This is a genomic window from Afipia sp. GAS231 (assembly GCF_900103365.1).
Taxonomy (GTDB): Bacteria; Pseudomonadota; Alphaproteobacteria; order Rhizobiales; family Xanthobacteraceae; genus Bradyrhizobium.
The window spans coordinates 5,262,928-5,275,518 of record NZ_LT629703.1; the positions used below are offsets into that span (position 1 = coordinate 5,262,928).

The following is a 12,591-nucleotide window of genomic DNA, read 5'->3' on the forward strand; positions in this document are numbered from 1 at the left end:
GGGGGCGGCAGAGCAATCTGCCGCCCCTTTTCGTTTGGGGTGAGCCGGATGGAACGAGGCTGGCGGCGCGCGCTGGGTGAGGCGATTTCCCGCAACGACCATCGCAATTGGCTGGCGGGTGCGGTCGCCGGCCTCGGCGGCGCGATCGCCATCGGCGCCATGGAATGGCTCTCGGTCGAGGCGCACTATCCGCTGGCCGTGATTCCGTTCGCGACCTCGATCGTGCTGGTGATCGGATCGCCCGATGTCGAGCCGGCACAGCCGCGCGCCTTGATCGGCGGCCATCTCGTGACGGCGCTGGTCGGCTTCGCCGTGCTGAAGCTGACAGGACCGCAAGCCTGGGCGGCGGCCGCCGCCGTCGGGCTCTCCATTCTGGCGATGTACCTCACCGGAACCTTTCACCCGCCGGCGGGCATCAACCCGCTGCTGGTGGTGTCGGGCAATCTGCCGGCGACGTTTCTGCTCGCGCCGGTGCTGGCCGGCGCCGTGCTGTTGACCGCCTTCGCCGTTGTCTGGCACCGCTGGGTGCGGCGCCAGAACTGGCCGCGGCGATGGTTGTAGTTAGGCCGGCTTGCCGTCCCGCAACGCGAAGTGATCGCCGTCGCGGACCATGCCGATATTGCGCTGATGGAAGGCTTCCAGCGTCGAGCGGTGGCCGATCGAGACCACGGTGGTCTGCGGCAACCTCGTAGCCAGCAACTTGTACAACGCGGCTTCCGAGGGCTCGTCGAGCGAAGCGGTCGCCTCATCGAGAAACAGATAGTCCGGTCTGTGCAACAGCGCGCGCGCGAGCCCAAGGCGCTGCTGCTCGCCGAGCGAGAGCATCCGGTTCCAGTGCGCTTCTTCTGCCAATCGAGAGCCGAGCTGCGGCAGCCCCACCAGCGTTAGTGCGTCCCTGATCTGGTCGGCGCTGAAGCGCTCGGTTTCGCCGGGATAGGCGATCGCTCCCTGCAGCGTTCCGATCGGGAAATACGGCCGCTGCGGCAGCATCATGACAGAGGCGTTCTCCGGGATGGCGACCGACCCGTCGCCGAACGGCCAGATGCCGGCGATGGCGCGGAACAGCGTCGATTTGCCGGAGCCCGATGGGCCCGTCAGCAGCGTGCGCTCGCCGCTGCGCAGGCTGAGGCCGTCGGCCGCGACCAGCGGCTTGCCATCGGGCAGCCGCACCTCGAGGGCGCGCAGGTCGATCGCCTTGCCGCCGCTGGACGACGTCACGCCGATCGAGCCGGCGCCGCCGGCAAACGCAGCGGCGCGGGCGATCGAGGTTTCGAATCCGTCGAGACGGGCGACGACGGCGCGCCAGTCCGCCAGCGTTCGATAGATGGTGACGAACACCGACAGCGCCTTCTGGACGCTGCCGAAAGCGGAAGCGGTCTGGGTCATGCCGCCGAGCTGGATCTTCTTGGCGAAGTAGGCCGGCGCCACCAGGACGTAGGGAAAGATCACGGCGGCCTGCGAATAGCTCGCGGTGAACGCGGTCAGCCGTTTGGTCCGGCTCATGATGCCGTACCAGTTTTCGACCACGCTGTTGAAGCGCTGCCAGAGCGCCTGTCGCTCCGCGCTCTCGCCTTTCAGCAGCGCGATCTGTTCGGAATTTTCGCGCGCGCGCACCAGGTTGAAACGGAAGTCGGCTTCATAGCGCTGCTGCTGGAAGCCGAGCTGGACCAGCGGCGAACCGATCCACTGCGTCAGCGCCGTACCGAAGATCGCGTAGATCAGCGCGCCCCACACCATGTAGCCGGGGATGTCGAAGTCCTTGCCGAACAGATGCAGCGGCGCCGCTGCCGACAGGCCCCACAGGATGACGACGAAGGAGAGCAGCGTCACCACCGAGTTGAGCAGGTTCAGGCCGATGTCGAGCGTCCGCTCGATGAACAGCTTGACGTCTTCGGAGATGCGCTGGTCCGGGTTATCGGCGGTGTCGCCCTGCAACTGCATGCGATAGTGATTGGCGCGGTGCAGCCATTCGCCGAGATAATGCCGGGTCAGCCAGCGCCGCCAGCGGATCTGCAGCCACTGATTGAGATAGAGCTGGTAGACCGCCAGCGCGATGAAGCAGGTCGCCAGCAAGCAGAACACGCCGATCTCGCGGACGAAGACGTCGAAGTCGTACTCCTGCAGCGCGTTGAAGAAGCGGCTGCTCCACTGGTTCAGCAGCACGTCGATCGCGACCAGCGCCAGTTCGATCGAGATCACCGCGGCGAGCAGGCCGCGGCCGGCCCATTTATCCTCGGAACGGAAGTAGGGGCTGGCGATGCGCCATACGGTGGCGAGCGTCGAGCGGATGTTGTTCACAGATTTACCGTCTCCGGGGGGCGGCCCTCAAAGGCCTGAAAAAGCGGGGTAATCAGCGGGATTACTAGACTAAAGTCGTAGGTATCATGTGCAGCGTCGTCTTGTCCCGATGTTCGAGTCAACCCTAGCATGCCGGCAATGGCGAGGGGCGGGGGGCCTTCCCAAGTTCGCGAGCTTGTGAGCGATTTTGGCTCTGCCTAATTCGCAGGCGATCTTGCACCGTTTCCGAGATGGGACTCCCGCGATCACGCTAGACGCGCCTGACCGTTCACGCAGGCGGACGCGTCGCATAATAGCGTGGGGGAGAGTCCGCTCATGTGGAATCAGATATACAATCCGCTCGACAACGCCGTGTTGTCGACGATTGCCGCCGCACTTCCAGTCATTGTACTGCTGGTGCTGATCGCCAGCGGCAAGGTCAAGGCGCACATCGCGGCCATTGTCGCGCTGGTGGTCGCCAACATCGTCACCGTCGCGATCTTCCACATGCCCACGGGCATGTCGATCCGCGCCTCCTTGCTCGGCGTCGTCTCAGGGTTCTTCCCGATCGGCTGGATCGTGCTGAACGTCATCTTCCTCTATCAGGTCACGGTATCGACCGGCCGTTTCGAACTCTTGAAGCGCGCGGTCGGCGGCGTCACCGAGGACCGGCGGTTGCAGCTGCTGCTGATCGCGTTTTCGTTCGGCGCGTTCTTCGAGGGTGCTTCCGGATTCGGCACCCCGGTCGCAATCACCGGCTCGATCCTGCTCGGCCTCGGCTTCTCGCCGCTGGCTGCGTCCGGCCTGTCACTGATCGCGAATACCGCGCCCGTCGCCTACGGCGCGCTCGGCACCCCGATCGCGGGCCTCGCGCAGGTTACCGGCCTCGATCCCTATATCCTCGGCGCCATGGTCGGCCGGCAGTTGCCGGTGTTCTCGCTGATCGTGCCGTTCTGGGTGGTGTGGGCGTTTGCCGGATGGAAGGGCATGAAGGACGTCTGGCCGGCTATTCTGGTCACCGGACTTTCCTTCGCGATCCCGCAATTCGTGATCTCGAACTACATCAATCCCTGGATCGTCGACATCGGTGCGTCGCTGATCTCGATGGGCTGCCTGATCCTGTTCCTGAAGGTCTGGCAGCCGAAGCAGCTCTGGTTGTCGCCGGCGCTGCGCGGCAACGACGAGTCGGCCGCGACCATGACGGCGCCGAAGCCGATGGACAAGACATCGTTGACCCAGAGCGAGCTGTGGAGCGCGCTGCTGCCGTGGATCATCGTCTGCATCGTGATGCTGATCTGGGGCAATGGCGCCTTCAAGACCTGGGCGAACTCGATCTTCACCTGGAATTATGCGGTGCCCGAACTCGACAAGATGATCAACGTGATGCCGCCGGTGTCCGCCAAGCCGACGCTGCAAGGCGCGGTGTTCGGGTTCACCTATCTGTCCTTTACCGGGACCGGCATGCTGATCGCGGCGATCATCTCCGGCTTCCTGATGGGCGTCGGTCCCGCCAGGCTGATCGGTGAGTACGGCCGCACCCTCAAACTGTGCGCGATCTCGCTGATCACGATCTCGGCGATGCTCGCCATCGGTACGCTGACGCGGCTCTCCGGCGTCGACGCCACCCTCGGTCTCGCCTTTGCCGCGACCGGCGTGCTGTATCCCTTCTTCGGCACCTTGCTCGGCTGGTTGGGCGTGGCGCTGACGGGTTCGGACACCGCCTCCAACATCCTGTTCGGCAACCTGCAGAAGATCACTTCCGAACAGCTCGGCATTTCGCCGATCCTGATGGCTGCCGCCAACTCTTCCGGCGGCGTCATGGGCAAGATGATCGACGCGCAATCGATCGTCGTCGCCTCGACCGTGACCAACTGGTACGGCCATGAAGGCTCGATCCTGCGTTACGTGTTCCTGCATTCGATCGTTCTGGCCTGCCTTGTCGGCCTGTTCGTGACGCTGCAGGCCTATGTCTATCCGTTCACGCTGATGGTCCTGAAATAGGATTGCCGGCGAAACGCTTCATCGAGGATCCCCGCGGCGGTGCCGCGGGGATTTCGTTTCAGCGCCGTATTTTTGCTTGCTCCATCGCATCAACATCGGCCAATCGAGGAAACACGATGCAATTGCGTAACTTTGGACGCACCGGCATGCAGCTCTCGGTGCTGGGCTTCGGCTGCGGCGCGGTCGGCGGATTCATGGTGCGCGGCGATCCGGCCGACCAGGAACGCACCATCGCGCGGGCGCTTGAGGCCGGCGTCAATTATTTCGACACCGCCGTGCAGTACGGCGACGGCGAATCGGAAAAGAATCTCGGCCGTGTCCTGCAAAGGTTGAAGCCGGCCAACGCCGCCGTCGGCACCAAGGTCCGGCTACCGCCCGCCGACTTCGGCCGCATCGCCGACACCATCACGGCGTCGCTCGAAGGCAGTCTGGCGCGATTGGGCCTTGACCGGGTCGACATCTTTCACCTGCACAACCCGGTGACGTTGCAAGGCGGCGGAACGTCGCTGAGCGTACGGCAGGTGCTCGATGAAGTGGTGCCGGCGTTCGAACGGCTGCGCAGCCAGGGAAAAATTCGTTTCCTCGGGCTGACGGCTGTCGGCGAGACGGCGGCGCTGCTTCAGGTGATCGATGCCGGCGTCTTCGACAGCGCGCAGGTCGTCTACAACATGCTCAATCCGTCCGCGGCTGTGGAATTGCCGGCGAACTATCCGGCGCAGGATTATCAACGGCTGTTCGACCACACCAAGGCCGCCGGCGTTGGCGTCGTCGGCATCCGCGTGCTGGCCGGTGGCGCGTTGTCGGGATCGGCCGAGCGTCATCCGATTGCGAGTCCGGCGCCGGAGCCGATCGGTTCGGCCATGAGCTACGATGCCGATATCGATCGCGCCCGCCGTCTGATGCCGCTGGTCAAGGAAGGCTTCGCCGCCAGTCTCACCGAAGCCGCCACGCGGTTTGCGCTGTCGCACCCGGCGATGGGAAGCATCCTGGTCGGTATGGCGACACCGCAACAATTCGAAGACTCCCTGGATGCGGTCCGCAAAGGCCCGCTGCCGCAAGCGGCTCTCGATCGGCTGTCGGCACTGCGCCACGCATTTTCGGGGGAGCCGCGATGATTGCTCCCATGATTGGGACATCAATCCTGACCGAAATATAGGCGTTAAACCCGCGTTAATTTTCTCGTTGCATGATTGATATAATTCTATTTCACATTGCCGCACGAATTGCGTGCCGCTGGCATGCCGCTTGATTTGATTGTTCTTTTGCTTCCGCTGTACCGAAGCCGCCGCCCTCGATTGCGTCAGCTTCGGCTGGATCGATTTCTCGGAATAATGATCTTGGTAGGGGAATGGGGCGGATGGTCGAAACCCGAATTGCACCTCGGCATCGTGTCATGAAGCCGGCCAAGATCGAATATGGCGGCATGAAAACGCCTTGCACGATCCGTGACATATCGGTCACCGGCGCTGCGTTGGAGATTTCCGAACTCACCGGGATCGTCCCGGCGACCTTCAACTTGATACTGACTGAGGAAAAATTGAAGCTGCCGTGTCATGTGGTCTGGCGCAGGGAGTTTCGTATCGGTGTCGCGTTCGATTAGGCCGCTATTGGACGGGAGGCTGAACGATGATTAATCGCGAAAGACGATCCGGAACCGACACGCGTCCGGAGAGCGAGAAGCAGTTGCTTGGGGAGCGAAGATCCGGGCTCGACAGGCGAACGGATCGCGCGTCCGCAAAACCAATTCCGTCCAATGACCAGTTGCTGCTTTTTGCACGACGCCTGAGGCGGACGATGCGTGATGAAAAAGGCCGGGCCTTCCTCGGGGTCGCGGTCGGAGAACAGGAATTCACGTTTTATCCCGAAGTCATCCGCCTCGTGGAATGGATCGAATCCCTGCCCGGCGCCGATTCATAACGGCGGGCTGCGATCTCGCGCAAAGCAGAACCGATAAGCCTCTAGCCAATCACGTCGTTGTTCAATAGAACGGCGCGCAGTTTTGGCTGCCCGGATATTCGAGAGGCTCTATGATTTCAATCGCGCGTTTATTGAAGCCGGCCGGCGTCGCAACGGCGTTGCTGATGGTGGCTGCCCCGAATTTCAGTCTTGCTCAGGCCGATGACGGTTTTCCGTTCGGCACCGAAATGACGCTCGATGTCGGGCGTCAGCCCGGCTCCAAGCGGATTCCGAACATCGAGATCGGCGACGCCGGCGAAGTCGTGCTCGAACTCTGGTGCAAGGGCGGCAAGGGCCAGTTTTCGGTGGCCGGCAACACCGTGATCTTCGTCGCCGGCGAGATGGAAAACCGCACCTGCGCACCGGACCGGGCGCAGGCCGATGACGATCTGATCGCGGCGCTGACCGACGCCGCCACCTGGAAGCGGCAGGGCGATTTCGTCTCGTTCGTCGGCGCCAAGACGCTGCGGTTTCGCATCAATACGAACTAGGCCCGAATCCCCAAATCCAGCGGCCCAGGCAACATCCGCTCTGGTTGCTCCGGTGATTGCGATGCATTCGTCGTCAGATCTGGTCGAGCTCGCCAATATGATGTTGGGCGTAGAGCTCAAGGCCAAGCCTGGCGACGAGGTCGATTTGGGTTTCAAGAAAATCGATATGATGCTCCTCGTCGTGCGTCAGCTGCTCAAACAGGTCGCGCGTCACATAGTCTTTCACACCGTGGCAGTGGGCTGCCGCTTCCTGGTAAAGCGCCCGCGCTTCCATTTCCGCCTTTAGATCGCGGTCAAGCACCTCCTTCACCGTTTTGCCGATATGAAGGGATTCGAGGGTCTGCATGTTGGGGTTGCCATCGAGGAAGATGATCCGCTCGATGAGCTTGTCGGCATGCTGCATTTCCTCGATGGACTCCTTGCGCCATTGCCTTGCAAGCACCTTGTAGCCCCAATTGTCCAGCAGGCGATAATGCAGCCAGTATTGGTTCACTGCGGTGAGCTCGTGGCGCAGCGCCTTGTTCAGGTAGTCGATAACTTTGGGGTTACCTTTCATGGATCACTCCCTGTTGCCGATCGCCTCCGATGCGTAGCGTGGACGGAGGCTGTTCATTCGATCACGCGGTCGTCCATCGCCAGCGTTCCGGCTCACGACGTTGCTGCGAACGTACCGCCTACGGCTGCCGTGCAGCCAACATCGCGACGCTTCGCATTGGTGCAGAAGCAAATGCGCATGCCGCTACGCATCGCAGCGCTTCAAAATCGCCTCTGCGTGTTTGCCGAGATTTACTCCTCTAGTGTAAATCCTACGCGCAGTGTGACCTGGTAATGGCCAACAGCGCCATTTTCGATATGGCCTCTGGTTTGCGTGACTTCGAACCATTTCATGTCGCGAATGGTCTTCGATGCGCGAGCCAGGGCATTCTGGATGGCGTCTTCGATGCTTTTTTCGGAAGATCCCACGAGCTCCAGGATCTTGTAGACGTGACCCTTCATTTCAGCAGCAACCGGCATGACGAACCTCCGTTGTGATGTCACTGGGGCAAGCTGGACCTGTCTCCTTCTACCCGGAGTTTTAATCCGATGGCGCGCCAAGTCCAGCGCCGCCCTTGCGCTCCCCAGCCTTGCGCTTCCCAGCCCTGCATCCCCAGCCCTGCATCTCCATGGGTTGAACCGCTGTGTGAACTGACTTAACCGTCCACGATGCACGAGCCGAGCAGCGGCACCAAAGCCTCCGTCCAAAAATCAGACACGACACCGGGCCTGCTTGGGGTCGCGTGCGGCCTCGGCGCTGCGCTGTTCTGGGCGCTCGGCTTCGTGGCGACCCGGCACGGCCTGAAGGTCGGCTTCACGCCGCCTGACCTCCTGATGCACCGTTTCGTGTGGTCGGGACTTGTCTTCCTGCCGTTCGTGTTTCGCGCAGGTCTGCGCGATCTCTGCGGCATCGGCTGGAGCCGCGGCCTGGTGCTGATGGTGCTGGGCGGACCGGTGATGTCGCTGATCAGCTATGCCGGATTCCTGTTCGTGCCGCTCGGGCATGGCAGCGTGATCCAGCCGTCTTGCGCGACGCTCGGCGGCCTGCTGTTTGCGGCGTTCCTGCTTCATGAACGCATCGCACCTTCGCGCATTGTCGGCGCGCTTGTCATCGTCGCCGGCCTCGGGGTGATCGGCAGCGAGTCGATCGCGCATATCGGGCTCGACGGCGTTCGCGGCGACCTGATCTTCGTGCTGACCGGCATGATGTTCGCGGGCTTCGGCACGCTGGTGCGTTACTGGCGTGTCTCGGCGGTGTCGGTCGCCGTCGTCATCAGCGTGCTGTCGCTGTTGCTGTTTCCGATTTACGCGCTGTCGGGTGGCTTAAGCCGCATCGTGACGTTCGGTCTTCACGAGAATGCCCTGCAGGCGGTGGCGCAAGGCATCCTGTCCGGGCCCGCGGCGATGTATCTTTTCACGGCCTCGATCCAGCACCTCGGCGCCGCCCGCGCCGCGATTTTCCCGGCGACTGTGCCGGCGCTGACGCTGCTGTTCAGTTGGCTATTGCTCGGCGAACCGCCGACGGCGTTGCAGATGGCGGGACTGGCGACGGTGTTGTTCGGATTCTATCTGGCGCAGCGGTCGCGATAAGGCTTTGTCCCGAACGAGGGCATCAGTCTTCCTGTTCGGAGGGCTTCTAGCCTCCACCCTCGAATCCCACGAAGGTCGTTGCTTCGTCGACCGATTTGCGCTCGGATACGACGGCATTGGCAGGAAAACTGTGATCCGGCCAGCCCAGGGCGATACTCTTCATGATCACCTGATCGTCCGCGATTCCGGCATGCTCGCGCACCACGGGGGATTGCATGATCCCCTGGCTGTTGATCACGGCACCAAGCCCCCGCGCCCAGGCCGCGTTGACAAGCGCGGTGGCCACGGCGCCACAGTCGAAGGCGGTATCGTCACTGGACGCGAGCGCGCGATCATATGTGATGATCACGCACACGGGCGCGTCGAACTGGCGAAAGCCACGCATGACCCAGTCTTGCCGCTGCTGCTTGTCATCGCGCGCTATACCCATCGCGCTGAACAGCTGCTTGGCAACGCCAATCTGGCGTTCGCGATGCACCCCGTCGAACGGCTGGCCAATTCGAAACTCGCGCGAGTGCGGCACGCCGGCCAGGTTGCGCTCGGTGTTGCCCCGGCGGATGCGATCCAGCGGCTCGCCGGTGATGACATAGAAATTCCAGGGCTGGGTATTCATCGACGATGGCGCGCGCATTGCCAGCGCCAGGACTTCCTTGATCAATTCTTGCGGGACAGGATCGGGCTTGTAACCGCGAATGCTTCGCCGGCCGAGAATAACGTCATCAAACTTCATCTTTGCATTTCCTGAAATTGGCATGATCGCTTTGGGGGATATACGGGATCGCCACCCCACTGGCATTGACTGGATTAAGAAGCACACTCCCTAACTCTCGCGCAAAATCATGTCGGCGCAAGCGCCGGCCGACTGGATCACGCCGGTGTAGCCGCCGAACCCGGAATACGCTGAGGCCAGATAAAACCCTGGTATCGCCGTGCGCGGCGAGCGGAACGGGTTTTGCCGGATCGAGGCCGGCGGCGTCGGCGCAAAACCGTAGACGGCGCCGTCGGGGGCGTTGAGATATTGCCGGACCGACAGCGCGCTGTTGAACGAGGACGCCACCACGGCGTCGCCAAGCCCCGGATAATATGAGGAGAGGTGGCGCACGATCGCGACCTGCCAGCGGCCGCGCTTCTCGCGATAGGCCTCCATGTCGGAAGGGTCCCAGTTCGACAGCAGATCGGGGCCCAGCACCGACAGCACGTAAGGCGGCGACGGCACGCCGGAATCGATTGCCGCATAATCGACCACCGACATCGGCGGCATGCGCTCGCCGGGCTCTTCCGCCATCAGCGCCGCGCCCTGCCCGTAGTCGGCGAGTTTTTTTATCCAGGGCGGCAGCAATTGCGTGGAGTAGGCGGTGACGCCGAATTCGCGCGGCGGCTTCGACAGCCCGAGCGTCAGCGCGAACAGCGATGCCGACGGGATTTGCCGCGCGTAACCCTGGCTCAGTTTCTCCGCGGCGTCCGCTGCCATCAACGGCGCCAGTGCCGCCGGCGCGGCATTGCCGACGATCCGCCGGCAGTCGACGGTCTTGGCATCGCTGCCGTCCTTGGCAGTATGGGTGACGATCCCTGTATCGCCGTCCAGCGCAATGCCGCTGACGACGCGCCGCACCAGGACCTCGCCGCCGGCGGCCTTGACGGCGCGGGCCAGCGCGCTCGACAGCCGCTGTGAACCGCCCTGCACGTAGCGGCCGCCGCCCTGCAGGTAGCAACCTTGCGCAAAAGCGAAATAGATCCACCACATCGTGGTGGGGTCGTCATGGAAATAGGACAGGTTGGCGGCAAGCACGCATTTGATGGCTTCGTTGTCGCCGAACACAAGGTCGAGCTTTTGCGACAGCGACAAACTCCAGTCGCCGGCATCCGGAATCAGCCTCAGCAAAGCCTCGCTCGGATCTTCCGGCACGTCCTTGCCTTGCGAAACCGTCGCCGCAGCAGCAACGATCCGTTGCATCTCGCCGAGCAACTGGTCGATGCCTTTGCGGGCTTCCGGAAAGCGCTCGGCGAGCGCCTGCCGTGCCGCGTCGAAATTATCAGGCATCAGGAACGGTGTGCGAAGCGGGCCGCCGCGCGCCTGATAGAACGCACCGCAGGGAATCCAGGTCACCTTGTCGATCACGCCCGCACGCGTCAGCACGTCGTGCTTGGGGTCGCGGGGATGGTGCGGGTCGCTGGTTTCATGCAGCGATCCCTCGACAAACAGCTCGCCGGATTTGTAGCTGGAGGCCGCACCGCCGACCGAATTGCTGCGCTCGATCACGAGCACCTTTCGGCCCTCGCGCGCCAGGATCGCGCCGGCCGTCAGCCCGCCGAGGCCGGCGCCGATCACTACGACATCATAACGCGCCATTCGAGCTGAAATCCTTGGCAACTCATGCACTTATCGCAACCGTTCATTGCCGCTCGGGCGCGGCATGTCAAATGCGCTGGTGCATGGGTTTTGTGCGCGTAAGGCGCAGGGCTCAGCCGGCGCACGGCCGGCTCCAGGCCAGGGACGACGGAAGTGCCTTACTTCCAGACCGACTTGTCGGCGTCCCAGCGCTGGCCCTTGAATTCCTTGGCCAGCGCCTCGACCGAACCGTTGTCATCCTTGGGATCGCCGCCTTCCTCGTCGCCGGCGGCCTCTTCCGACAGGTTCAGCTTCGGACCCGCGTTTTCATCCGTGGTCGTGATGACGGGGCTCGAAATCCACAGCATCAGCCGGTCGGAAGCGCCGGGTTTGTCCGTTGAAACCAGCGCGGTGATTTCGAGGCTCTCGGTCAGGCCGAGGGCTGGATAGGTCTGGCTCGGGCGCTTCAAGGTCAGCTTCAGCTTGCCGGTGTTGGCGTTCCAGTCGGCGCCGGCCGGCTTGGCCGACAACGTCCTGCTCAGCACGCCCGAAATCGCCGATGCGATCTTGTCCTTGTTGATCTTGTCGCCATCGCGCCACTCGCCGGCGGCAAACCGGATCGTGCGGTCCATCTCGACGGCGCCAGAGGTCCAGCCCACGGCGGTCACGCCCGGCGCCGACTTGGTCTTGGCGATCAGCGCCGCGGCGCGCTCGGGATCCACCGTGAGGTTGATGGTCTGCTCGCCGGCGCGCATCGCGTCGCAGGTGATCGCGAGGCTGCCGAGGCCAACTTCGACGCCTTCGCCCCGGAGGCTCTTCAGGTAGTCGAGAGCTGCCTCCAGCTTGACCCGCACGCCGACCGATTCTGGCGACACTTCGGTAAAGTCCTTGGGCTGGGGCGTGATGCCGTCGTCGCTGGTCTGGTTGTCCAGAAATTCCTTTTCGCTGAGATCGGAATTATCTGATGAGGTCACCTCGGTGACGTTGGTGCCGATGGTGATCTGGCCGCGGAATTCGAAACTGTCGCCGCTCGGCTTGCGCAGCAGTTTGACCGTCACCGGCTTCTTGTCGCCGGTGGTCTGCGTCGTGCCGGTCAGGTTCTGGCCGTTGACGGCGAGGTTGGCAACGAAGCGGTCCTTGCGGTCGGAGCCTTTTTCGGCGGGGTAGCAGACGTCGAGCACGGCCGCGGTGACGGCCTTGCCCTGGCGCGTTTCTTTCAGGACCACGTCGGCATTGCCGTCCATCAGGCCGTCGATCGAGGTGAAGTAGCGGACTTCGGTCGAGCCCGGCGCGGTCTTGGCGGGGAGTTTCATCTGGGCGAAAGCGAAATCCGGAGAGACTGTTACCAGACCGAACAGGCAAAGCATCAGCGCGCGCATTTGAAATTCCCTGAAACGACAGAATCGGTGGGGC

The 12,591-nt window shown here is 63.0% G+C and carries 13 protein-coding genes; 7 read left to right on the top strand and 6 right to left on the bottom strand.

Features of this window, described 5'->3' with window-relative positions:
* The first annotated feature begins 48 nt into the window (after positions 1-48).
* Complete coding sequence (locus BLS26_RS24840) at positions 49-561, top strand: HPP family protein (protein ID WP_092515225.1); 513 nt, start codon at positions 49-51, stop codon at positions 559-561.
* Here BLS26_RS24840 and BLS26_RS24845 read toward each other — a convergent pair whose 3' ends face one another.
* Entirely contained in the window at positions 562-2,298 is a 1,737-nt protein-coding gene (locus tag BLS26_RS24845; RefSeq protein ID WP_092515226.1) for an ABC transporter ATP-binding protein/permease, read from the bottom strand.
* Positions 2,299-2,613: 315 nt separating this feature from the next.
* On the opposite strand from BLS26_RS24845, the gene BLS26_RS24850 reads away from it, so the two are divergent.
* From BLS26_RS24850 to BLS26_RS24865, 5 genes are all read left to right on the top strand, one after another.
* Positions 2,614-4,278, top strand: coding sequence for an L-lactate permease (locus tag BLS26_RS24850; RefSeq protein WP_092515227.1), 1,665 nt, complete (start codon positions 2,614-2,616; stop codon positions 4,276-4,278).
* A gap of 116 nt (positions 4,279-4,394) precedes the next feature.
* Positions 4,395-5,393, top strand: a complete 999-nt coding sequence (locus tag BLS26_RS24855) for an aldo/keto reductase (protein WP_157676583.1) — start codon at positions 4,395-4,397, stop codon at positions 5,391-5,393.
* A 242-nt stretch (positions 5,394-5,635) separates the two neighbouring features.
* On the top strand, positions 5,636-5,878 hold the full coding sequence (locus BLS26_RS24860) for a PilZ domain-containing protein (RefSeq protein ID WP_092515229.1): 243 nt from the start codon (positions 5,636-5,638) through the stop codon (positions 5,876-5,878).
* A 26-nt stretch (positions 5,879-5,904) separates the two neighbouring features.
* Entirely contained in the window at positions 5,905-6,195 is a 291-nt protein-coding gene (locus BLS26_RS35970; protein ID WP_157676584.1) for a hypothetical protein, read from the top strand.
* 110 nt (positions 6,196-6,305) lie between these two features.
* Complete coding sequence (locus BLS26_RS24865; protein ID WP_092515230.1) at positions 6,306-6,725, top strand: META domain-containing protein; 420 nt, start codon at positions 6,306-6,308, stop codon at positions 6,723-6,725.
* Between the two features lie 73 nt (positions 6,726-6,798).
* On the opposite strand, the gene bfr is transcribed toward BLS26_RS24865, so the two are convergent.
* Together bfr and BLS26_RS24875 are read right to left on the bottom strand one after the other, a co-directional pair.
* A complete protein-coding gene (gene bfr / locus BLS26_RS24870; protein WP_092515231.1) occupies positions 6,799-7,281 on the bottom strand; it encodes a bacterioferritin in 483 nt (160 codons plus the stop codon).
* A 230-nt stretch (positions 7,282-7,511) separates the two neighbouring features.
* A complete protein-coding gene (locus tag BLS26_RS24875) occupies positions 7,512-7,721 on the bottom strand; it encodes a dodecin (RefSeq protein ID WP_092518532.1) in 210 nt (69 codons plus the stop codon).
* Positions 7,722-7,928: 207 nt separating this feature from the next.
* On the opposite strand from BLS26_RS24875, the gene BLS26_RS24880 reads away from it, so the two are divergent.
* Complete coding sequence (locus BLS26_RS24880; RefSeq protein ID WP_092515232.1) at positions 7,929-8,849, top strand: DMT family transporter; 921 nt, start codon at positions 7,929-7,931, stop codon at positions 8,847-8,849.
* 46 nt (positions 8,850-8,895) lie between these two features.
* Here the strand turns inward: BLS26_RS24880 and BLS26_RS24885 are convergent, their stop codons facing one another.
* From BLS26_RS24885 to BLS26_RS24895, 3 genes are all read right to left on the bottom strand, one after another.
* On the bottom strand, positions 8,896-9,579 hold the full coding sequence (locus BLS26_RS24885) for a nitroreductase (RefSeq protein WP_092515233.1): 684 nt from the start codon (positions 9,577-9,579) through the stop codon (positions 8,896-8,898).
* A 90-nt stretch (positions 9,580-9,669) separates the two neighbouring features.
* Complete coding sequence (locus BLS26_RS24890; RefSeq protein WP_092515234.1) at positions 9,670-11,199, bottom strand: NAD(P)/FAD-dependent oxidoreductase; 1,530 nt, start codon at positions 11,197-11,199, stop codon at positions 9,670-9,672.
* A gap of 158 nt (positions 11,200-11,357) precedes the next feature.
* Positions 11,358-12,557, bottom strand: a complete 1,200-nt coding sequence (locus BLS26_RS24895) for a hypothetical protein (RefSeq protein WP_092515235.1) — start codon at positions 12,555-12,557, stop codon at positions 11,358-11,360.
* Positions 12,558-12,591: the final 34 nt, after the last annotated feature.